The organism is Nonomuraea sp. NPDC004354 (assembly GCF_053602555.1).
The window spans coordinates 36,834-59,282 of sequence record NZ_JBSGDV010000018.1; the positions used below are offsets into that span (position 1 = coordinate 36,834).

General features: G+C 70.4%; 18 protein-coding genes. 8 read left to right on the forward strand and 10 right to left on the reverse strand.

The genetic code is table 11. From position 1 onward, the window contains the following. Nucleotides 1-83: 83 nt before the first annotated feature. The 3 genes from ACWENQ_RS35845 to ACWENQ_RS35855 all read left to right on the forward strand — a co-directional run bounded on the left by ACWENQ_RS35845 (nt 84) and on the right by ACWENQ_RS35855 (nt 2,744). Nucleotides 84-518, forward strand: coding sequence for a cupredoxin domain-containing protein (locus ACWENQ_RS35845; protein WP_452418181.1), 435 nt, complete (start codon nt 84-86; stop codon nt 516-518). A 54-nt stretch (nt 519-572) separates the two neighbouring features. After that, the gene (locus ACWENQ_RS35850; protein ID WP_452418182.1) at nt 573-1,121 is read left to right on the forward strand and encodes a hypothetical protein; all 549 of its coding nucleotides are present in this window, start codon (nt 573-575) and stop codon (nt 1,119-1,121) included. An 81-nt stretch (nt 1,122-1,202) separates the two neighbouring features. After that, entirely contained in the window at nt 1,203-2,744 is a 1,542-nt protein-coding gene (locus ACWENQ_RS35855) for a multicopper oxidase family protein (protein WP_452418183.1), read from the forward strand. A 195-nt stretch (nt 2,745-2,939) separates the two neighbouring features. Here the strand turns inward: ACWENQ_RS35855 and ACWENQ_RS35860 are convergent, their stop codons facing one another. After that, nucleotides 2,940-3,611, reverse strand: coding sequence for a DUF305 domain-containing protein (locus ACWENQ_RS35860; protein WP_452418184.1), 672 nt, complete (start codon nt 3,609-3,611; stop codon nt 2,940-2,942). Nucleotides 3,612-3,693: 82 nt separating this feature from the next. Beyond that, nucleotides 3,694-4,065 (reverse strand): hypothetical protein, encoded by a 372-nt coding sequence (locus ACWENQ_RS35865; RefSeq protein WP_449930335.1) that lies wholly within the window; start codon nt 4,063-4,065, stop codon nt 3,694-3,696. 181 nt (nt 4,066-4,246) lie between these two features. Between ACWENQ_RS35865 and ACWENQ_RS35870 the strand changes: the two genes are divergently transcribed. From ACWENQ_RS35870 to ACWENQ_RS35880, 3 genes are all read left to right on the forward strand, one after another. Then, nucleotides 4,247-4,579, forward strand: coding sequence for a hypothetical protein (locus ACWENQ_RS35870; protein WP_452418185.1), 333 nt, complete (start codon nt 4,247-4,249; stop codon nt 4,577-4,579). A 72-nt stretch (nt 4,580-4,651) separates the two neighbouring features. Continuing rightward, nucleotides 4,652-5,722, forward strand: a complete 1,071-nt coding sequence (locus tag ACWENQ_RS35875) for a PLP-dependent cysteine synthase family protein (RefSeq protein WP_449930331.1) — start codon at nt 4,652-4,654, stop codon at nt 5,720-5,722. Continuing rightward, nucleotides 5,719-6,951, forward strand: coding sequence for an MFS transporter (locus ACWENQ_RS35880; protein WP_452418186.1), 1,233 nt, complete (start codon nt 5,719-5,721; stop codon nt 6,949-6,951). Before ACWENQ_RS35875 ends, ACWENQ_RS35880 begins: the two co-directional genes overlap by 4 nt. A gap of 77 nt (nt 6,952-7,028) precedes the next feature. On the opposite strand, the gene ACWENQ_RS35885 is transcribed toward ACWENQ_RS35880, so the two are convergent. The 4 genes from ACWENQ_RS35885 to ACWENQ_RS35900 all read right to left on the reverse strand — a co-directional run bounded on the left by ACWENQ_RS35885 (nt 7,029) and on the right by ACWENQ_RS35900 (nt 10,611). Next, on the reverse strand, nt 7,029-7,556 hold the full coding sequence (locus ACWENQ_RS35885) for a carboxymuconolactone decarboxylase family protein (RefSeq protein WP_449930327.1): 528 nt from the start codon (nt 7,554-7,556) through the stop codon (nt 7,029-7,031). A gap of 621 nt (nt 7,557-8,177) precedes the next feature. Then, entirely contained in the window at nt 8,178-8,534 is a 357-nt protein-coding gene (locus tag ACWENQ_RS35890) for a PRC-barrel domain-containing protein (protein ID WP_449930325.1), read from the reverse strand. 171 nt (nt 8,535-8,705) lie between these two features. After that, a complete protein-coding gene (locus tag ACWENQ_RS35895) occupies nt 8,706-9,722 on the reverse strand; it encodes an alpha/beta fold hydrolase (protein WP_449930323.1) in 1,017 nt (338 codons plus the stop codon). A gap of 328 nt (nt 9,723-10,050) precedes the next feature. After that, on the reverse strand, nt 10,051-10,611 hold the full coding sequence (locus ACWENQ_RS35900) for a MarR family winged helix-turn-helix transcriptional regulator (RefSeq protein ID WP_452418187.1): 561 nt from the start codon (nt 10,609-10,611) through the stop codon (nt 10,051-10,053). 82 nt (nt 10,612-10,693) lie between these two features. On the opposite strand from ACWENQ_RS35900, the gene ACWENQ_RS35905 reads away from it, so the two are divergent. Beyond that, on the forward strand, nt 10,694-12,157 hold the full coding sequence (locus ACWENQ_RS35905) for an MFS transporter (RefSeq protein WP_452418188.1): 1,464 nt from the start codon (nt 10,694-10,696) through the stop codon (nt 12,155-12,157). A gap of 44 nt (nt 12,158-12,201) precedes the next feature. Further along, nucleotides 12,202-13,359 carry a cytochrome P450 gene (locus ACWENQ_RS35910; protein ID WP_452418189.1) on the forward strand — a complete coding sequence of 386 codons (1,158 nt, stop codon included), beginning with the start codon at nt 12,202-12,204 and terminating at the stop codon, nt 13,357-13,359. A 120-nt stretch (nt 13,360-13,479) separates the two neighbouring features. Here the strand turns inward: ACWENQ_RS35910 and ACWENQ_RS35915 are convergent, their stop codons facing one another. The 4 genes from ACWENQ_RS35915 to dnaE form a co-directional block, all read right to left on the reverse strand. Beyond that, nucleotides 13,480-14,868, reverse strand: a complete 1,389-nt coding sequence (locus tag ACWENQ_RS35915; RefSeq protein WP_452418191.1) for a protein kinase domain-containing protein — start codon at nt 14,866-14,868, stop codon at nt 13,480-13,482. Then, complete coding sequence (locus ACWENQ_RS35920; RefSeq protein WP_452418193.1) at nt 14,853-18,254, reverse strand: protein kinase domain-containing protein; 3,402 nt, start codon at nt 18,252-18,254, stop codon at nt 14,853-14,855. Before ACWENQ_RS35920 ends, ACWENQ_RS35915 begins: the two co-directional genes overlap by 16 nt. A gap of 247 nt (nt 18,255-18,501) precedes the next feature. Next, entirely contained in the window at nt 18,502-18,819 is a 318-nt protein-coding gene (locus ACWENQ_RS35925) for a DUF6300 family protein (protein WP_449930311.1), read from the reverse strand. Beyond that, nucleotides 18,819-22,361, reverse strand: coding sequence for a DNA polymerase III subunit alpha (gene dnaE, locus ACWENQ_RS35930; RefSeq protein ID WP_452418194.1), 3,543 nt, complete (start codon nt 22,359-22,361; stop codon nt 18,819-18,821). The genes ACWENQ_RS35925 and dnaE overlap by 1 nt, the downstream gene beginning before the upstream one ends. Between the last annotated feature and the right edge of the window lie 88 nt (nt 22,362-22,449).

The window sequence follows — 22,449 nt, forward strand, 5'->3', positions numbered from 1 at the left end:
ATGCGGCCCCGCCGCCGATCCGGAACGGCCGCGCCCGACAGCCTCCACGCCGGGCGTCGCGACCGCAGGGAGGAGATCACTCGATGCGTGCGATCAACAAGTTTCCGCTGGCCGGAGCCGGAGCGGCGGTCGTCCTGCTCGCCGTCACGGGCTTCGCCGGCGCCGGCGGTCTCCAGGCCGCGTCCGCGGGGCCCGGTCCTGCCACCGCGACCGCGTCGCCGTCCGCCGCCGCCAAGAATTCCCTGGTGGAGGTGACGATGAAGGAGTTCTCCTTCGCCTTCGCCAGGAACGCCCTGCCCGCCGGCACTTACACCTTCGTGCTGGACAACGTGGGCAAGACATCCCACGCGATGGCGATCACAGGGCCGGGCATGAAGAAGGGACAGCAGTCGAAGACCGTCGAACCCGGCCAGAAGGGCCGGTTCACCGTCACCCTTCAGCGCGGCCGGTACGCGGTGTGGTGCCCGATCGGCAATCACCGGGCGCAGGGCATGCAGACCACCCTCACCGTGACCTGAGCGGCGGACCACCTTTCTACGACGCTCCATAGGAGATACCGGTAGCATGCGACCGTGGGAATGGAGCGGAAGGCATCGCTGACCGGCGCGCTGTCGCGCCTTCTGCTCCTTGTGCTCCTCATGGTGGGCGTGGCCGCGATGCACACCTTCGGGCACCTCGACAACCGGCACGACGCCACGCCCCACACGACGACGGGCGCGTTCCACCCGGAAGGCGCTCACCCCGCCAGGCCGGACGACGGCCCCAACCGCCCACAGGCCGACCCCGGCCGTCCAGACGCCGATTCCAGCCACCCGGATGCGGGTCCCGGCCACCCACAGGCGAATCCCGGCCACCCGGATGCGGGTCCCGGCCGTCCAGACGCCGATCCTGGCCGTGCGGACGCCGATCCCGGCCACGCACCGGGCGGGGCGCCCGGCACCGTGTCGATCTGCCTGGCGATCATCGCCGCGCTGCTGGCCCTGGCCCCGCTGCGGATGCGGCTGGCCGACCCGTTCGACGCATGGCTCCGACCAGGTACCGGACGGCGAGCGCCGCCCGCGCTTGCGGGGACGCCTCCCCTGTCGCTCACCCTGACGCGCACGGTCGTGCTGCGGACCTGAGCGGAGACCCGGACCGCGGCGGCTCCACGCCCGGTCCGGTCCCGCCCATCCGTCAGCACGACCTTCAGCGAGGCATCGATCATGCACCACATCAGCCGGCGTACCCTGCTCAGGGCCGGTCTCGGCCTGCTGGGCGGCGCCGCCCTCACCGCGTGCGCCCAGACCCCCTCGTCCCCGTTCCTCAGCCCGACCAGCGAACAGGTCCGCGCCGCCGAGCGGGCCCGCCGTACGGGAGCGGTGCGCGACTTCCGCTTGAGGGCCGCCCCCGCCGAGGTGGACCTGGGCGGCCCGATCGCGCGGACCTGGGCCTACGACGGCCGGATCCCCGGCACCCCGATGCGGGTCAAGGCCGGCGAGGTGGTCCGCGCCCGCCTGTCCAACGACCTGCCCACCGACACCAGCGTCCACTGGCACGGTCTGGCCCTCCGCAACGACGCCGACGGCGTGCCCGCCGTCACCCAGCGGCCCGTCACCGCCGGCACCGCGTACACCTACGAGTTCGCCGCTCCCGATCCGGGCACCTACTGGTTCCATCCGCACACCGGGACCCAGCTCGACCGCGGGTTGTACGCCCCGCTGATCGTGGAGGACCCGGACGAGCGGCTGGGTTACGACGACGAATGGATCGTGGTCCTCGACGACTGGCTGGACGGGATCACCGGCACCCCGGACGAGGTGCTCGCCGCGTTGTCCGGCGGCATGGGCATGGATCACGGCGGGGGTACGGCGACCGCCACGCCTGAGCGGATGCCGGGCATGGACCATGGCACGACCCCGCCCCGGCCTGAGACGGCCACGCACATGCTGATGGGCGCGACCAGCGTGCTTCTCGGCGGGGACGCGGGCGACGTGCGCTACCCGCACTTCCTGCTCAACGGCCGGATCGCCACCGCGCCGGAGACCTTCCGCGCCAGGCCGGGCACCCGGCTGCGCCTGCGGATCATCAACGCGGGCGGTGACACCGCCTTCCGCGTGGCCCTGGCCGGGCACCGCATGACCGTCACGCACACCGACGGCTTCGCCGTCCGGCCGGCCGAGACGGACGCCCTGCTGCTGGGCATGGGCGAGCGCTACGACGTGCTGGTCACCCTCAAGGACGGCGTGTTCCCGCTGGTCGCCCTCGCGGAAGGGAAGGACGCCGTGGCGCGCGGGCTGATCCGCACCAGCCGCACCCCCGCGCCGCCCGAGCCGGACCTGCGCCCACGCGAACTCGAGGGCGAGGTGGTGCGCTACGCCGAGCTCCGCCCCGGCGAGGCCGTACGGCTCGCACCCAGGAAGCCCGACCGCACCATCGAGCTGGAGCTCACCGGCGGCATGATGGCCTACGACTGGGGGATCAACGGCAGGAAGTACGACCCGGCGATCGTTTCCGCGGTGCGCTCCGGGGAGCGGGTCCGCCTGTCGTTCGTGAACCGCACCACGATGTGGCACCCCATGCACCTGCACGGCCACACGTTCGCGCTGGCCCGGGGAGGCATCCGCAAGGACACCGCGATCGTCATGCCGAACGGCACGCTGGACGTCGACTTCGACGCCGACAACCCGGGGCTGTGGATGATCCACTGCCACAACGTCTACCACGCCGAGTCCGGCATGATGACGCTCCTCGGCTACCTGACGTAACCGGCCACGCCTGCGCCCGCGACGGGCGCAGGCTTCGATCGCCCGCGTCCCGGTAGGGCCGGGCCTCGGGCGATCGGCCGTTCGGGGGCGGCATCGGGGCTCGCCCCACGCCGCCGCTGTCGCCGGCGACCGGGTCCCGGACGATCAGCCGTTCAGCGGCGGCGCCGGTTCGCCCCGACGCCGCCGCTGACCCGCTCAGAGCCGATCGAGGATCTGCTGCAGCTGGGCGACCTCGGCCTGCTGCGTCGTCTCGATCGTCTTGGCGAGCTCCTTGGCCGCGGGACTGGACCCCTGGGCCTGCTCGGTCCTGGCCATCTCGATGGCCCCGTTGTGGTGGGCGATCATCTGCTGGGCGAACAGCCGGTCGAAGGCCGCGCCCTTGGCCGCCTCGAGCTTCTTCAGGTCGTCCTCGCTCATCATCCCCGACATGCCGTGGCCCGCCATGTGCCCGGCCGACTCGGGCTTGCCCCAGTCCTTCAGCCAGCCCCGCAGGGTCCGGATCTCGGGATCCTGCGCGGCCTTGATCTTCACGGCCAGGTCCTTGACCTCCGCGCCGGACGCGCGGGTCCCGGCCAGCTCGGCCATCTCGACCGCCTGCTGGTGGTGCGGGATCATCATCTGCGCGAACATCACGTCCGCGTCGTTGAAGCCGGCGCCAGGCTGGGCGCCGGTCGGCGTCACGGCAGGGCTGCCGGTGGCGCTCATGCCGGGCCCGGCACCGGTCGTCGTCACGGCGGGGGCGCCGGTGGCGCTCATGCCGTGCCCGGCCGTCGCGCCGCCGCCGCACGCCGTCAGCACCGCCAGGGATGCCGCTCCCGCGACCGCGGTCAGCGCGAGCCTGCGGATTCCGGATCGGTTGTCGTCCATACTGCTTGCCTTCTCTCGATCTCCGATGCGTTGGACCGTGCCGCGGACAGGGCCGGTCCGGCTGTCCGCGGAAGTGGCCGGCCTATACGCGGAGAACCGAGAGTTCGGCCAGGCGCACCGCCGTCTTCCTGGGTGGCGGCCTGGCCAACCGGTCCGGGCCCGGGAGGGAGACCGGCACGACGAGGAGGCGCCGTCCGGCGCTCCCCTTCACGGCGATGAGCCACAGCACCAGGAAGGGCGTCATGACGGCCAGGCACACCGCCGTCGGGTCGAGCCCGGGTGTGTCACCGCCCTGCGGCACCACCTGGGGCGTCTGCCCGTGGTGCGGCATCGCGTGCTCGGAGATCGCGTGATCGGCGCTCACGTGGCCCAGCGAGTGCATGCAGGCGACACCGAAGGCGAGCGCGACCACGACGAGCCAGCGCGGCAGCCTCGCGCCCGCTCCCTTGATCACAGCACTCCCCCGATCACACGTCCTATCCACTGTAGTAGATCGCGAACTCCGGAAAGGACAGCGTCGCGACTCGCACATCTCGTTAACTCAGTGTAGAAGCAATGCATACGTTCAGTGAGCTAGCGTCGTCAGCGTGACCTGGAGCCGCGCGCCACGGACGCCAGCTCGCCGAGCTTCCATCGTGCTCGGGCTGCTGGCGGTCACCGTCGTGCTCCACCTCCTGATGTGCGCCTTCGGCCCGCACGGTCACCACGCCGCCGCCGACGTTCACGCGGCGGGCGCCACCACCTCTCACTCGCACCACCATGCTCCAGGCGGCCACGAACACACCGAGAGCTGCGACATGCCGGCCACCCAGCCGAGCCCAGGGCCCGGCCTCGCCGTACCGGCCGGCGCGCGGGTGGCCGCCGAGGAACTGACGGAGCGGCCCCTGTCGCGGCCGGACCGGCCGGCCGACGCCGCCAAGCCGAGCGGGGTCGCCATCCTCACCATGGTGTGCGTGACACGGGTGTAGCAGGCAGGCGTGTGCCCGGCACACGCCTGCCCGAGACATCCGTACGCACGCGTCATGGCAAGGACATTCATCATGGGAACCACCGAGAGGCGCCGGCTCTGCCGTGCGCCGAAACTGTCGAGCCTGGTCGGCGACACCCCGGTGCTGTGGGTGCCGGAACTCTGGGGCGACGGGAAGCGCGGCTTCTGGGCGAAGCTGGAGGGATGCAACCCCGGCGGCATCAAGGACCGCCCCGGGCTGTACATGATCGCGCAAGCGCGGTGCAGGGGAGCGCTCCGGCCGGGAGCCTCGATCATCGAGTCGACCAGCGGAACGCTCGGACTGGGACTGGCCCTGGCCGGGATCGTCTACCGCCACCCGGTCGTCCTGGTGACCGATCCTGGCATGGAGCCCGCCATGCATCGGCTGCTGCGCGCCTACGGCGCCCGCGTCGACACGGTGCCGGCGCCGCACCCCACCGGCGGCTGGCAGCAGGCACGGCGCGAGCGCGTGCGCGCGCTCCTCGAGGAGAACCCGGGCAGCCACTGCCCCGACCAGTATCACAACCCCGACAACGTCAGCGCCTACGACGACCTGGCCAGGGAACTCGCCCACCAGCTCGGCCGGATCGACGTGCTCGTCTGCAGCGTCGGCACCGGCGGTCACAGCGCGGGCGTCTATCGGACGCTTCGGCGGCTCTGCCCCGGCGTTCGCCTGGTCGGAGTCGACACGATCGGCTCGACGATCTTCGGTCAGCCCGCCCGGCAGCGGCTGATGCGCGGCCTGGGCAGCAGCATCCATCCGCGCAACGTCGCCTACGACAGCTTCAGCGAGATCCACTGGGTGGCGCCCGACGAGGCGGTCTGGGCCTGCCGGCGCCTGGCGTCGGGGCACTACGCCAGCGGCGGCTGGAGCGTGGGCGCGGTGGCCCTGGTCTCCTCGTGGCTGGCCAGGACGCACCCCGACGGCACGCGGATCGCCGCGATCTTCCCCGACGGTCCGCACCGTTACGCCGACACGATCTACAACGACGCCTACTGTGACGACCACGGCCTGCTCTCCCGCAAGCCGGATCCCGAGCCGGACGAGGTGGGCCACCCGCTCGACACCGAAGTGCGGCGCTGGACCCGGTGCACGACCGTCATCGACCCGGTGGCGCCATGAGGTCGTTCACCAAGCCGATCAGGCTGCTGCTGGTCAACCAGCTCACCATCAACATCGGCTTCTACATGCTGATGCCGTACCTGGCCAACCATCTGGCCGGGGACCTCGGCCTGGCCGTCTGGCTCGTCGGGCTGATCCTCGGCGTGCGCAACCTCAGCCAGCAGGGCATGTTCCTGCTCGGCGGCAGCCTGGCCGACCGGCTGGGCTACAAGCCGATGATCCTGGCCGGGCTGGTCCTGCGCACCGCCGGATTCGCGCTGCTGGGCCTGGCCGAGGCGGTACCCGTGCTGATCATCGCCTCGGCGCTCACCGGACTGGCCGGCGCCCTGTTCAACCCGGCCGCGCGCGCCTACCTCGCCCACGAAGCGGGCGACAGCAAGGTGGCGGCGTTCGCCGCCTTCAACGTCTTCTACCAGGCCGGCATTCTGATCGGGCCGCTCATCGGGTTGCTTCTCCAGGGCGCGGGCTTCCGGCTGACGTGTCTGGTGGCGGCCGCGCTCTTCGCCCTCCTGGCCGTCGCGCAGGTCAGGGCCATGCCCGCGCGGGCCGGCCACCGTGACGGATCCATCCTGTACGGCTGGCGGCAGGTGCTCCGCAACCGCCCCCTGCTGCTGTTCTCCCTGGCCATGGCCGGCTCGTACGTCCTGAACTTCCAGGTCTATCTCGGGCTGCCGCTGGAGGTGCGGCGGCTCACGGGAGGCGAGGTCGGCGTCATGCTGCTGTTCGCCGTGTCCGGCGGGCTGGCCGTGGCGGGCCAGGTACGGCTGACCGCCTGGATCAGGGCCCGATGGACGGCACGGCAGGCCATCGTGCGGGGTCTGACACTCATGGGGGCGTCGTTCCTGCCGCTGGCCGTTCCGATGACACCGCCACCGGCTCTCGTGCTGGCTCCCGTGCTGCTCACCACCGCCTTGCTGACCGCGGCCACGATGGTCGTCTATCCGTTCGAGATGGCGACGATCACGGAGCTGGGCGGCGACCGGCTGGTGGGGACCTCCTACGGGTTCTACAGCACGCTGTCCGGCATCGGCGTCGCGGTGGGCAACCTGCTCACCGGCGCGGCCCTCGACGCGAGCCGGTCGCTGGGTCTTCCCGCGCTGCCGTGGTGCGGCTTGGCCGTCGTGGGGTGGGCGTGCGCGGCGGCCGTGCACCTGCAGGGCCGAGCCCCCGCCGGCCCCGCCGGCCGCGATGACCGCGCCCCGGCGACCGGCCGCATCGCCCGAGCGTAGGACGGCCTCCGCCGGGACGGCCGCGGGCGCCATCGGCCGCGGCCGTCCCGGAGCCGGCCGGGGTGACGGCCCGCCCCCTACACGCTCTCTTCGGCCGGCTCCAGGCCGGCGAGAAGGTTGAAGGCGCCCGTCAGCAGGTTGAGGGTGACCAGGCCGACGATCTCCGCGATGATCCGGTCGCTCCAGCCGTGCGCCCGCAGCTCCGCCACGTCCTCGTCGGTCAGCGAGGACGGCTCGGCCAGCACGCGAACGGCCACGGCGATGAGTGCCGCCTCACGGGCGTCGACGGAGGTGCCCTGGCGGGCGAGCGCGATGTCCGCCTCGCTCAGGCCGGCCGCGCGACCGGCCTCGGCGTGCGCGTCGAGGCAGTAGGCGCAACCGATCCATTCCTGTACGGCCAGCGAGATCTTCTCGCTGAGCGGCCGCGGGAGCTTCGTCCGCTTCATGGCCTTGGAGAAGTCGAGGTATCCCTGCAGCAGCGCAGGTGAGTGGGCCATCGTGGACACCATCTGGCCCACGCCGCCCCTCCTGCCGATGATGTCGTTCAACAGCTCCCGGGACTTCTCGGGTGCGTCTGCCGGGTCCAGTGCCGTCAGGCGTCGCATGCGTCCTCCTCAACGTACGGTACCCCCCTACCGTATACCACGAGAAGGCCGGTCCGGACCTGGCCTCGACCCTGATGGGTGCGCCCCCCACGCCGGGACCCGCCAGGGCACGCGCGATCAACTTCTCCGGCATGTACCCATGCGACCCGTCGGCGGCGGGGTCATGGCCGACGAATACGCCGGTCGCGCTGTGGCGGGCGTGACAGGCTGAGCCCAGGGCCGCGATCAGCGCTCTGATGATCGGGCCCAGGACCAGCCGCATCCAGCAGGGCTGAGGCGCGCGCTTGACGCAGTTCCTCCCCTTCGCCCACCGGCTGCTCACGCACGGCACGAGCCTGATCCAACTCGCTCTGGAGACGTTGCGGCTGCCCGGCCCGCTTCCTCCAACCGCCGGCGCAGCTCGGCGGCCCGCTCACGACTGGCGCGCACGCTGTTGTTCCTGGCGGCCGGGGACTGTCGGAGGAGCTCGCCGACCACCGCACGATGGACATCAGGCAGGATGCGTAGGGCAGCGCCCCGAAGAGAGCCGGTTCGTGGGCCATGACGTGATGCAGCGCCACCGCCAGGGCCCGCGCCGACCGGTCGTCTGCGGGAGCCGCCGTCAACTGCACGGCATCGGGGCTAGGCACCGCCGTAGAACGGGCCGTAGTAGCCGCCGATCCGCTCGCGGTAGTCCACGTCGTCGTGGCCCCTGTCGGGGTCGTACTCGGGAGCGTTCTTGATCTCCTCCTTGGTACGGTCGACGTAGATCTTCTGCTGTTCGGTGTCGATCCGGTCGATGGTGCCGGCGGGCAGCATGACCTTCTTACCGAAGATCCACAGCCCGGTGTCGACGATGAGGTAGGCCGAGCCGACCTGCTCGCTGGCCTCGTCGACCTTGCCGATCGAGCCGTCGGTCGCCTCGACCTTGTAGCCGACCAGGCCGGCGTCCGCGCTGTAGTTGGACGAGGGCCGATACTCCCAGATCCCGTACGTCATACGCGTCTCCATGCGTTTCAGTGGCAGATTGCGCCCCCGGACCGGCGCCACGGTGGGCCGGTCGCGGCACCTCTACCCGCACGGGATTGCGCAAATCTGCCGGTCACGGGTGCCGGGATGACCAAGAGCGACAAACCGGCGCCCACCGTCAGGAGAGCTGAGAAACAGCTCCTAGACCTCCCGCGCGAGCAACTCCTTGAGCACGTTGTCGATGAACTTCGTGTCCACCGGGTTGAGCCCCCCTCCGGCGAAGTGCCCCCACGAGCCGGGAATGATCCGCAGCTCCGCAAGGGGCATGTGGGCGACCTCCCACTCGTTGTCCTCGGGCGGGAAGTAGAGATCCTGCTGGGCCGGCATGACGATCGCCGGTGTGCGGATGGCGGCGAGTGCCGCCTCGACGCCGCTGAAACCCGGGGTCTTGCCGATGTCGGCGTTCTGCCACGTCCACAGCATGGTGAGGAGATTGTTCGCGTCGCGCTTGAGGAACAACCCCTCCCAGAAGCCGACGAGGAAGTCCTCCAGAGAGCCGTAGCGGAGCGGCTCGCGCTCGTAGAGCTTCTCCCGGTAGAACTGCTGGGAGAAGCCCCAGCCGGCGTAGACGCGGGCCATCGCCCGAAGTCCGACCCGCGGCTGCTCGCGGTACCAGCCGTTGTTCCACTCCGAGTCGGCGGTGAGCGCAGCCTTGACGCCCTCAAGGAAGACGATGTTGTGGATGCTGGTCTTCGCCGAGCCGCAGAAGGGGAGTATCCGACGGACCATTTCGGGGTAGCTGAGCGCCCACTGGTAGGTCTGCCCGGCCCCCATCGACCAGCCCGTGACGAGTTCCAGGCGCTCGATGCCGAACCGCTCGGTGATGAGACGGTGCTGGGCTCGGACGTTGTCGTACATCGTCACGTCCGGGAACCGTGCCCCGTCATGTGGCGGCGGGGTGTTGCTCGGCGACGACGAGAGCCCGTTGCCGAACATGTTGGGGATGACGATGAAATATCGCGACGGATCGAGTGCCATGCCCTCACCGATGAGCCACTCGTTGTCGTAGTGCTGGCCCGAGTACCACGTCGGATAGACGATCGCGTTGCTCTTGTCAGCGTTGAGCTCGCCGTAGGTCTTGTAAGCCAGCTTGGCGTCGCGCAGTGTGGCGCCGCTCTGCAGTTGGATGTCGCCCTGTTCGAATAGGTCGTAGTCCATCGAGGTCTCCTTGCCGATCGTCGATCTCGGCACCTCATTCCTCCGCCGAGTTTCACCCTAATCCCGACGTCAGGGCGACCAGATGAGGGGGATCGTGGACACCCGCCGACCGACCACCGACATCGCCGGTCCTGCGACCAGAAACGATCAATGGCCAGGCCACACCGCGAGCAGCCCGCAGTGGCCGGCAACGCCGGTAACGGCCGGGCAGCAGGCGCGACGTTCTCGTCGGACAACCGCGCGTGCTCTCCTGGCCGGGCGAATTCGACCTCGGCAATGCTGCGCGCCAGTCCCTTCCCGCCGTCGTTCGATGGGTTCCCGACGTCGGCTAACCAGCGGTGTGCTGGGCGTGCACTCCCGCGCTGCCGTCCATGGCTTGGAGCCGGTGGATTTCGGCGGCGGTGCTGCGTTCGGCCGTTCTCATGAATCGGACGATAGTGGCGAGCTCCGCGTCGTCGAAGTCGCCGAGGTCGTCTCGTGTGCGGGTGATCAGTCCCGAGTAGGCGGCACTGACCCGGTCGAGTCCTTCCTGGGTGGGCTCGATGAGCACTTTCCTGCGGTCGTGAGGGTCGGCCACCCGGCGGACGCAGCCTGCGGCGACGAGCCGGTCGATCATGCGTGAGGCCGATCCGGTGGTGAGGTTCACGTGCTTGGCCAGGATGCCCGGTGTCGTCGGGCCGTGACGGCCCAGTACGTGAAGGCATTGCACGTCGGTGTCGGTGACCTCCAGCCGCTCGGCGACCAGGCTGTTGAGCTGAACGACCAGGATCGCCCAGCTTGGCACCACGTCCTTCGTGACCTCGGCAAGTAGCGCTTCTCTGCCCGGTCCCGGCTCCGCCATCGTGGCACCCCTCCCCTTTATTTCGCTGCGTCGCGCAGTGAAGTTCATGATACTTTTGCTGCGTGACGCAGCTACTGTGTTGCGCAGACATGCTATCCCATTGCCTCCTGACAAGGGAGTTCAGCCCAGCATGACCACCCCCACCCGCCGCCACGGCGACCGAGCGGCACCCGCGCTCTTCCTGACCGGCCGCACGGCGACCGTCGTCCTGGCCGCGGTCCTCACCGCGTCCTTCATGGAGCTCCTCGATGCCACGATCGTCAGCGTGGCGGCCCCGGCGATCGCCCAGGACCTCGGCGCCGGCCAGGCCGCACTGCAGTGGATGCTGGCCGGCTACACGCTCTCGGTCGGAGCGGGCCTGATCACCGGGGGCCGCATCGGTGACCTGTACGGGCGCCGCCGCGTCTTCCTGCTGGGGCTGGCCGCGTTCATGCTGGCCTCGGCCGGTTGCGGGCTGGCGCCGAGCCCCGGAGCGCTGGTCGGCATGCGCGTCGCGCAAGGCCTGGCCGGCGGCCTGATGATCCCGCAGGTGTTCGGCGTCATCCGCGCATCATTCGAGCCCGGCGCACGCGCGAGGGCTCTGGGTGCCTACGGTGCCGTGCTCGGTCTGGCCTCGGTGGCCGGACCGCTGCTCGGCGGGCTTCTGGTCGAAGCCGACCTGTTCGGTCTGGGGTGGCGGGCGATCTTCTGGGTCAACGTGCCGATCGCGATCATCGCGCTGATCGTAGGGGCCCGAGCCATGCCCGAATCCCGCTCGCCGGGCCGTACCCGGCTGGACCTGACGGGGGCGGTTCTGGCCGCCACCGCCGCCACGCTCCTGCTCCTGCCCCTGATCCAGGGACGCGAGTGGGGCTGGCCCTGGTGGGGCTTCGCCGTCCTGGCGCTCTCGGCTCCCGCGACGGCCGTGTTCCTCCTCAGGCAGCGGCGCTTGGTCGCCCGGGGCGCGCAGCCGATCCTCGACCCCGCGCTCCTTCGCGTACTCGCCTTCGCCGCCGGCCTGTCGGTCTCCGTGCTGTTCTTCGGAGCGCTCGGTTCCTTCTTCCTGCTGCTGTCCCTCTACCTCCAGCTCGGCGCCGGACGTACCGCCCTCGAAACCGGGCTGGTCATCCTGCCGTACGCCGTCGGTTCGATCATCACCTCCGGGATCGGCGTCCGGTTCGCCCACCGTGCCGGTCGAGCCCTTCTCGTCTACGGCGCGCTGCTCCTGGCCGCGTCCCAGGTCGTACTGCTCCTCATCGTCGGCGATGGCGGCGAACCCTCTTCCTGGGAGTTGGCCATGCCCCTGTTCATGGGAGGTCTGGGGCTGGGTCTCACCGCCCCGTCCCTGATCAACGTCGTTCTCGCCGGCGTGCCCGCCCAGGACGCCGGAGCCGCGGGCGGTGTCCTCACCACCATCACGCAGATCGGCAACGCGCTCGGCGTCGCCGTCCTCGGCGTCGTGTTCTTCGCCCGGTTGGACGGCTCCCTGCGCGACGGAGCCTCCGGTCTCGTCGCGTACGGCGACGCCCTCGCCACGATCCTGCCCTGGCAGATCGCCTGCTACGCCGCCGCGGCCGCGCTCATGTTCCTCCTCCCCAAGAACACCCACACGTGACGCCTGCCGCACCCTCCGATCCAGACCACCCCCAAGGAGACTCCATGACCGACGCGCCCCGTGCCACCGTCGACCCGTTCGCCGTCACCGTCCGCGGGATCGGCGAACCCCATCCCGCCCGCTCCGCCCTGCGCGCCGCCGGTCCCATCGTCCGGGCCGACGCCCCGGCCGGCGGCCCGGCATGGATCATCACCGACGATGTCCTCGCCCGGGAGGCCCTCGTCCACCCGCACATCGTGAAAGACACCGCCTACGCGCCGGCGCACTGGGACCCGCGAACCGCGGGACTGGAGCCGACCGCAGCCGCGCAGCCGTCGCTGACCACCTTCGACGGCCCGGCGCACGCGCGGCTGCGCCGGGCGCACGCTCCCCTCTTCACCGCCCGGCGGATGCAGGACTACGCCGGACGGATCACGAGCTTCGCCCGCGAACAGCTCACCGCACTCGCCGCAACCGGTGAGACGGTCGACCTGATGGCCGACTTCACCACCCGGTTCCCCCTCACCGTGGTCTGCGACGTGCTCGGCGTACCCCTCGACCGGATCGACCAGGCCATCGCGGCCTGCCGGGGCATGCACAGCGCCGACCCCCGCGAGGTGAGCGCGGCCATGGCCGCCTTCGGGCAACTGGCCGCCGCGGCACTCGACGAGGGCCGGCACGGCCTGGCCGCCGAGCTGCGCGAACGGGTCCCCGAAGAGCTCACCGAGGCCCAGATGCACTACCTGATCTTCACGCTGATCTACGCCGGTCAGCTCACCACCGACCCGTCGCTGGGATTCCTTCTCGCTCACGTCTTCGACGGCGACGGCGTCCCAGGGGAGGAGGTCACGATCGAGGATTTCGTCCGGGAGACGCTGCGCCGCCACGCGCCGGCGCCCTTCAGCCTCTGGCGGTTCACCGCCGCCGACATCGAGCTCGCCGGGGTACGGCTGCCCGCCCGATCCCCGGTGCTCATCGACATCCAGGGCATCAACACCCATCCCGGCCGGTCGATCGGACCGGACCTGACCTTCGGCGCCGGCCCCCACTACTGCACCGGCGCCCAACTGGCCCAACTCGAGCTGAGCGCGATCGTCGCGGTCGTACGGGCCGACTTCCCCAGCGCACGCCTCGCGGTGCCGCTCGCCGAACTCCAGCAGACCGACCTCGGCGGCATCCAGGGAAGCCGGTTGACCGCTCTCCCGGTGAACCTACGGGGGTGATAACCCTTCGACAGTTGTAGCCGGCCGGCGGCCGTGGCCTGGTGGCGTCGGCGTCTCCCTCGCCCCCCGGCGATCTTGACCAGGGCCATCGAGGCTGCCGGGTGGGCGCGTAAGCCGCGGTCACGGGGTCAAGGTGCGGAGCGCGTCGTGGAGGTCGGCCGCGCTCTGGTAACCGATCGCGGGCTTCTCCTGCAGCGCTCTGTCGATGACGGCGGCCAGTGCTTTGGGTACGCCTGGGTCCCTGCGGCGGATCGCCACCGGCGGTGACTGCAGGACGATCTGCCACGGATCCCTTCCTGCGGGGAAATCCCTCGGGTACTGGCCGGTCAGGGCATGGTAGAGACAGGCGGCGAGCGCCCAGACGTCGACGGCGGGCGAGGCGTTGCGGAAGTTGACGACCTGCTGGCGGGGCATGTACCAGGGCTTGCCCGCGGCCGTTCCCGTCCTGGTCAGCCCGCTCAGTCCGGCTTGGTCGAAGGCTTTGGCGAGGCCGAAGTCGCCCACTTTCGCCGCAAGGGTGCCGTCGGCCTCCTTCCTCAGCAGGATGTTCTGTGGACTGAGATCGCGGTGGACGATGCCCTGCTCGTGCGCGTGTCTCACGCCTTCCAGCGCCTGCAGTGCCAGGCTGACGGCCTCCGTGGCGGGGAGGCGCCCGCCCCTGCGGTTCAGGAGCTGGTCGAGGCTGCCTCCCGCGCAGAACTCCGTGGTGAAGTAGAACGTGCCGTCTGCTGATCCGGCGTCGTACAGGGCGGCGACGTTCGGGTGTCGCAGCGCCCTGGTGAGTTGCACTTCGCGCAGGAATCGGGCGTGCGCTTCGGCGCCGGCCGCCACCCTCGGCAGCATCACCTTCAGTGCCACTTCCTCGCCTGTGCTCTCGTGGCGGGCGAGGAACACCGCGCCCATCCCGCCTCGGCCGAGTTCGCGAAGGATCGTGTACCCGGCGACGGAGGCGAGGTCGCGGCGCCCGCCGCGCGCGAGGTTCAGCAGCATCGCGGCCACTTCCGCCGGTTTGGCCTGGCAGGCGGCGCAGACGTACGCACCGGAGCGGGCGCCGACCTCGCTGCCCACCTCCCTGTCGCAGATCTTGCACCGGGCCAGCTCCAGCGTGCGCTTCACCACGCCCTCGGCGGGCAGGATGCCGACCCTGAAGACCGTCTCGCCGATCCTGATCTCGTCGCCGTCGGCCAGGTCGTACTCGGGGAACGACAGCGCTGCGCCTTCCTCGGGCGTCTGGTGCGCCTCGCGCTGGCCGATCTTCTTGCCGTTGACGTAGGTTCCGTTGAGGCTGCCGAAGTCGTGGATGCGCGCGTCGGGCGGGTTGAGGTCGAGCAGGCAGTGATGCCGGGAGACGGTGCTGTGGTCCTTGTCGTTCGGCAACTGCGGCTCACAGTCGTCGGCGCGGCCGAGCACGCAGGTGGTCCGCTCGTCGAACACGTAGTCGGTCGTGGCGAGCGTGCCCTTGACCAGTTTCAACGTGACGGTGGCCGGCCGCGTCATCGCCGTTTCCATATCCTGCTCCACATCGCGCCTCGGTGGTCGGCCGTGTCCGCTGGTTCGCGTGCGGCCAGTTCCCAGTCGAGCTCCCAGCGCTGGACGGTCCCGCCGCCCGCGGACAGGACGAAGCTGCCGTCGGGGGCGAACACGAGCCCGCTTATCCGCCTGTGGTGTCCGTCCAGGGCACGCAGCATCTGCCCGCTCTGGACATCCCAGACCCTGAGGACGGAGTCGCCGTCAGCCGAGAGCACGAAGCGCCCGTCGCTGCTGAGCCTGGCTTCCATGGCATAGCCCGGGTGCTCGAGAACTCGCACGCACGCCCCCGACGCGACGTCCCACAACCGGATGCACCTGTCGCCGCTCGACACCACGTAACGCCCGTCGGTGCTCATGGACACCGACCTCACCCGGTCCTCGTGCCCCTCCAGGACGCGCAACCGCCGTTGCCTTCGGAGATTCCACAGCGTGATCTTCGTGCTTCGACCGGTTGTCACGGCGACGCGTTCGTCAGGGCTGACCCAGATCGAGTCCGCCATGTCACATTTCTCGACGGCCCGCAGGAGGCGGCCTTCGGCCAGGTCCCAGAACTGCAGCCTGTCATTGACGGCGGCCACCGCTTTCCGGCCGCCGTCGTAGAACCGCGCCGAGTGCGCGCTGTGAGTGGCCGCGAACAGAACATGCAGGCACTTACCGGTCCCCGCGTCCCACAGCCGGAGCTTGCCATCGTGCCCTGCCGCCAGCACTCGTCGGCCGTCGGCGCTCAGGGCGAGGTCGTTCAACGCGCTCGCAGGGCCTTCAAGGACGCGCACGCAGGCTCCGCTGGCGGCGTCCCAGAGCCGGGCGGCCCCGTCGCCGCCGTCAGTGACCGCGATCTTGCCGTCGGCGGAGAGTGCGACGGAGTACCCGGCGAAGGTCGTCGTCGGCCAGACCCCCCGCAGGCCGATACGGACCGTGTGCCGGCCCAGCGCCCGCCAGGCGGTGAGCACCTGAGCCGCTCGCTCGTGACCAGGGATCGCCCTTGCCCGGGTGAGCAGGTCGAGCGCGTGCGAGTACCGGGAGGCAGCGATCTCCTGCTCCGCCTCGGAGACCAGGGCCTCGACCTCGGTGGCGAGCCGGCTCAGTTCCTCGTGCCGCCGCGGCTTGCTCAGCTGCGGTGTGGCGCTCCAATCGAGGGGGAGGCCCCACGTGCGGGCCGCGTTGTCCTGGCCCGCGGAGACCGCGGAGCGGCCGTCCACGCTCAGCCGTACGGCACGCACAGCGGAGCGGTGCCCACGGAAGGTCCGCAGACAACGCCCGCCGGCGACATCCCAGAGGCGGACGGTCTTGTCCATCGAGCCGGAGAGCACGAAACGCGCGTCCGCGCTCAGTGACAGGGTCTCCACCTCGGAGGGTGCCTTCATGGTCCGCAGGCAGCGGCCGGTGCGGAGGTCCCACAAGCTGATCGTGGCGTCCTTGGCGCCGATGACCGCGAAACGGCCCTCCGGGTCAAGGCAACTGGCGCTGACCGTCGGAGTGTCGGCGGCGCGGATCGTCCGGTGGCGGCCTGAGCTCAGATCCCAGAGCCGGACTTCGCCTGTGGTCTTGCCGGTGGAGAGCAGGAAGCCCTCGTCGGCGGTCAATTCGATCGAGCGCACACCGCCTGCGAGCCCTGCGAGGGTCCGCCTGATCTTTCCACCATGGACGTCCAAGACCTGGATCGGCCCGTCCGCGTTCGACACCAGCACCGTGCTCGCGTCGGCGTTCAGCGCGACAGGATTGGTCGCGTATCCGAACCGGGGCGGCGGTTCGAGTGGGAACGCGCGCACGCAGCGGCCCGTGCCGAGATCCCACAGCCGCAGGGTTTCGTCCTTGCCCGTGGAGGCGGCGAAGCGTCCGTCAGAGGTGAGAGCGACCGAGCACAGCTCTCCGCGGTGCGCCCTGATCTCCCGTAGGCACTCCCCGCTGCGCAGGTCCCATAACTTCGCCATGCCGTCGCGGCCACCGGTCAGCAGCAGCCGACCGTCGGGGGTGAGGCTGGTGAGAATGTAAGGGCCCATCCTGTACGGCCCGTCAGGTTCGGTCAGCTCGTCATCCCGATACAGCGCCCACGGGATCGCTCTGGCCTCGACGCAGCGCGCGTCGGTGAGTCGTCCTGACTGGACGGACCGCATGGCCGCCTGGACCTCGGGCTCGTCACCGATCTCTTCGAGAAGCGCGCGGGCGGCGGTGAGGTCGCCGCGCTCGAGGTGTACCTGGGCGAGCAGGTGGCGGGCCTGCCACGGGTCCCCGGCATCGGCGCGGATCGCTTCGAGCCCGGTGACGAGCTCTTCGTCGGTGATCTCGCCGTGGCGCCACTGGTGCAGGCCGGCGTTGTAGGTGGCCTCCAGGTGCTGCGGGTCCGCCGCCAGCGCCGCTGTGAACGTCTCCCGAGCCTCGGTCGTGCGGTCGAGGTCGAGCAGCGACACTCCCTTGTTGTTGAGCTCGCCGGCCCGCAGATCGGCCGCCACAGGCGTGGCACGTGGATAGAGGCCACCCGAGATCCGCTGGTAGATCCCGGCCAGGCTGGTGGCGACCTCGGCCATCGTGCCCGGCCGATCCGCGGGGTCGAAGCTCAGGCACCGCTCAAGCAGGTCGGCGAGTTCACCGGGCATGGCAGGAAGCCCGGCTGCGCCCGGTCCTTCGGTGCGGTAGGCCGCGAGCGCCTCCCCCGCGATCGGCCCCGCCATCCAGCTGATCCCGCCGGTGAACATCTCCAGCACCGACACCGCGAAGCTGTAGATGTCGGTACGCCTGCCCAGCGCCTCGCCAGAGGCCTGTTCAGGCGAGGCGTAGGCACGGGTCAGGCCACCGGAAGGGACCAGCACGCTGACGCCGGGCGCGCTGTCGCGTGTGGGCGTCGTCGTGGCGACGGCGCGAGCCCTGGCCAGCCCGAAGTCGGTGACCTTCGCGGTGCCCTCTTCATCGAGCAGGACGTTCGCGGGCTTCATGTCCTGGTGCACCAGGCCACGGCTGTGCGCATGCTCAAGGCCCCACGCGGTCTGGATCGCGAAATCCGTGATGCGGGTGAGCACCTCACGTTCCGTACCCTCGTACAGCCTGCGGTCGTCGATCCAGTCACGCAGGCTGCCGCCCGCGACGTACTCCGCGAACACGCGAGGAATGCCGCCGAGCGTGCGAACGTAGTGGCAGGCGCACACGTTCGGGTGCAGCCCCAGCGACACCCACACCTCGGCCTCGGTGACGAACCGCTCCTTGTCGGCTGCGTCGCGGAACAGCTCGGAGCGGGGGCATTTCACCGCGAGATCGGCGCCCCACAGCAGGTGCCGGACCCGGTACACCAGCCCCATCCCGCCGTGCTCATGTACGCGGGTCACCTCGTACCGGCCGTCGATGACATCACCGACCCGCCAAGGCTCGCTCATGGACCCCGCCGCGTCATCCACCCGCATCACCCTAGCCAATGTCCGTACGGGGATATCGGCACTGATGGCGCCTAATTTCACGGCACTGGAAGCTCACTTCGCGATCACGGGTCGGATCGGCGCTGGTAGTGGCCGCCGCCGCCCGGCCGTCCAGCGCCACACCCCCGTGCCTCGCACGGGAACCCGGTCCGATGCCGAGACCCGCCGCCGGCCCGCCACCCGGGCGGGCGGCGTTGATCGCCGGCGGTCACAGCTCGCCCCGGCGCCAGGCCTCGGCCTCGGCTCGCAGCGCCTTCTCGTCCGGCGCCGGCGGTCGCGCCCGGTCGACCCAGCGCAGCAGGAGCCGGGCGAGCTGCCCCACGTTCTCCGGCCGCGCCGATCCGTGGACGGCGAAGTAGGTGATGATCGGGCCGGTGAGGGGATCGTCCGCGTCGCAGCGGGCGCACAGGAGCACGTCGCTGTGGCCCCGGACCGGGTTTCCCGATGTGTTCGTCCAGGCGTGGGGGCGGCGCAGGACGGCGAGGACGCTGTCGGCGCGGCATCGGGGGCACGGCCAGTCGCCCATCACGCGTGGCCGATCGCGTTGGCCCCGAGCAGCGCCTTGACGTCGCCGTAGAACGCCGGTTCCGGTGCGACCCGGAAGGGCGGCAGGTCCATCAGCACGCTGGTGGTCCCGTGGCGGTGCACGCGCACGTGGACGGGAGCCCGGCCGGGATGGGCGGTCAGGATGTGCCTGAACTCCCGGACCAGCCGCGGGTTCAGCTGAGCCTCCTGGACCGAGATCACCACGGGAGGCTCGGTGTCGGCCTGGGAGACGTCGAGGAGCTTGACCTCCTCGCCGTAGACGCTCACCGTCTCGTCGCGTACGTTGATCCGTCCCCGCACGGAGATCACGCGGTCCTGGGCCAGTGCTTCGCCGTACAGGGTGTAGGTCTTGGGGAAGATGAGGCATTCCACGGCGGCGTCGTGGTCCTCGAGGGTGACGATCGCCCACGGGCTGCCCTGCTTGGTGACCTTGCGCTGCAGGCCGGAGACGATGCCGCTGACGCGGCACACGCCGTCCTGCCGTCCGGAGGCCAGGAGGTCGGCGATGGTGGTGTCGCGGTTGGCGTCCAGGACGCGTTCGGCGCCGTCGAGCGGGTGGCTGGAGACGTAGAGGCCGAGCATCTCGCGTTCGAAGGCGAGCAGGGTGGCCTTGTCCCACTCTCCCTCGGGGATCGCGATCGAGAAGGCGCCGCTCTCGCCCGGCTGCCCGAACAGCGATTCCTGGCCGCGGGCCGCGTTCCGCTTGACGTCGATGACCGCGTCGACGGCCTGCTCGTGGACCGCGACCAGGGCCTTGCGATGATGCCGCAGGCTGTCGAAGGCGCCGGCCTTGGCCAGCGACTCGATGACGCGCTTGTTGCAGACGGCGGACGGGACCTTGGCGAGGAAGTCGTTGAAGTCGGTGAAGTGGCCGGCGGCTTCCCGGGTGGCGACGATGGCGTCCACGACACCGGCGCCGACGTTGCGCACGGCGCCCAGCCCGAAGCGGATGTCGGAGCCGACGGCGGCGAAGTCGAGCCGGCTGGCGTTGACGTCGGGGGGCAGCACCCTGATGCCCAGGCGCCGGCTGTCGGCCAGGTAGACGGCCATCTTGTCCTTGTCGCCGCCGACCGAGGTGAGCAGCGCGGCGAGGTACTCGCTGGGGTGGTTGGCCTTGAGGTAGGCGGTCCAGTAGGAGACCAGCCCGTAGCCGGCGGTGTGCGACTTGTTGAAGCCGTAGCCGCTGAAGGGGACCAGGACGTCCCAGACCGCCGTGATCGCCTCCTCGGCGAAGCCGCGCTCGCGCATGCCGACTGAGAAGCGGTCCCATTCGGCGTCCAGGACCTCCTTTTTCTTCTTGCCCATGGCGCGGCGCAGCATGTCGGCGGCGCCGAGGGAGTACCCGGCCAGTTGCTGGGCGATGGCCATGACCTGCTCCTGGAAGACGACCAGATGGTAGGTGTCGCCCAGGATGGGCTCGAGGACCTCCCCGAGCTCGGGGTGGATCGGCTCGACCGGCTGCCTGCCGGTCTTGCGCAGCGCGTAGTTGGTGTGGGCGTTCATCTCCATCGGGCCGGGCCGGTACAGCGCGTTCACCGCGGCGATGTCGGTGAACGTGGTGGGCTGCATCAGTCTCAGCAGCACCCGCATGCCGCCGCTGTCCAGTTGGAAGACGCCGAGCGTGTCACCGCGGGCCAGCAGTTCGTACGTCCTGGCGTCGTCGAGCGGGACGTCGAAGATGTCGATGTCGATGCCCTTGTTGGCGCGGACGCCCGCGATCGCGTCGCCGATCACGGTGAGGTTGCGCAGGCCGAGGAAGTCCATCTTCAGCAGGCCCATGTCCTCGGCCTGGGTGAACGGGAAACCGGTGATGACCGGGCCGTCGGCCTTGGGCCTGGCCAGCGGGATCACGTCGATCAGCGGCTCGCTGGACAGGATCACGCCCGCGGCGTGGATGCCGGTGCCGCGGGTGAGGCCCTCGATGCCGACCGCGGTGTCGATCACCTGCTTGACGTCGGGGTCCTGCTCGTACATCTGGCGCAGCTCGGCCGCCTCGCCGTGGCGCGCGTGGTGCTCGTCGTGGATGGCGGCCAGCGGGATCTCCTTGCCGCCGACCGCCGCGGGGAACGCCTTGGTGATGCGATCGCCCAGGGCGTACGGCAGGCCCAGCACGCGGCAGGAGTCCTTGATGGCGGCTTTGGCCTTGATGGTGCCGAAGGTGACGATCTGGCAGACCCGGTCGTCACCGTACTTGCGGGTGACGTAGTCGATCATCTCGTCGCGCCGCCGGTCGTCGAAGTCGAGATCGACGTCCGGCATGGAGACGCGCTCAGGGTTGAGGAAACGCTCGAAGATCAGCTTGTGCTCGATCGGGTCGAGCTGGGTGATCCCCGTGCAGTAGGCGACGAGTGACCCGGTCGCCGAGCCGCGGCCCGGGCCCAGGCCGATGCCGTTCTCCCGGGCGTACCGGCAGATGTCGGCCACCACCAGGAAGTAGCCGGGGAAGCCCATGGTGTCGATGACCGACAGCTCGTAGTCGATGCGGTCGAGCACCTCCTGCGGCGGGTGCCCGCCGTAGCGGCGCCGCGCGCCCCGCAGGGTCTCCTGGCGCAGCCAGCTGGACTCGCTCTCGCCCTCGGGGACGGGGAAGCGCGGCGTCAGGTCCCGATGGGCGAACACCTCGTCGTAGTCGCCGATCCGCTCGGCGACCAGCAGGGTGTTGTCGCAGGCGCCCGGCACCTCGCCGTCCCACAGCGCGCGCATCTGCTCGGGGGACTTGACGAAGTAGCCGCTGCCGCCGAAGCGGAAGCGGCCGGCGTCGGTGAGCCGCTTGCCGGTGCCGACGCACAGCAGCACGTCGTGCGCCTGGGCCTGGTCCTCGGTGACGTAGTGCGAGTCGTTGGTGGCCAGGGGCGGCAGGTCGAGCTCCTTGCCGAGCCTGAGCAGGTCGTCGCGGACCCGGCGCTCGATGGGGAGGCCGTGGTCCATCAACTCCAGGAAGTAGTTGTCCGGGCCGAAGATGTCGCGACAGCGGGCGGCGGCCTCGACGGCCTGGCTGTACTGGCCGAGCCGCAGCCGGGTCTGCACCTGGCCGGACGGGCAGCCCGTCGTGGCGATGAGGCCCTGGCTGTGCTCGGCGAGCAGCTCATCGTCCATGCGCGGATATTTCTGGACGTGTCCTTCCAGCCAGGCGCGGGACTGCAGGCGGAACAGGTTGCGCAGGCCCCGGGCATCGGCCGCCCACATCGTCATGTGGGTGTACAGGCCGCGCCCGGAGACGTCACCGCCCTCGCCGGTCTCGTCGTCGGAGCGGCGCAGCGCCAGGTTGTCGCTGTAGAACACCGGCTGCCGCTGGTGCCGAGAGGCGGGCGCGACGTAGCTCTCGATGCCGATGATCGGCTTGATCCCCACCCGGCGAGCCGTTCGGTAGAACTCGTACGCGCCGTGCACGTTGCCGTGGTCGCTCATCGCCACGGCCGGCATCCCCTGCCGGGAGACCTCGTCCATCAGCAGGCCGACCTTGGCGGCGCCGTCGAGCATGCTGTACTCGGTGTGCACGTGGAGATGGACGAATGACCTCACCGAAGACCACGCCTCCCAGTTGTAGGCTCGGCTGCGAACCCGAGCATTCGACCCGAGAGCAGGCCCGGTTGTCCAACAATCGACACGC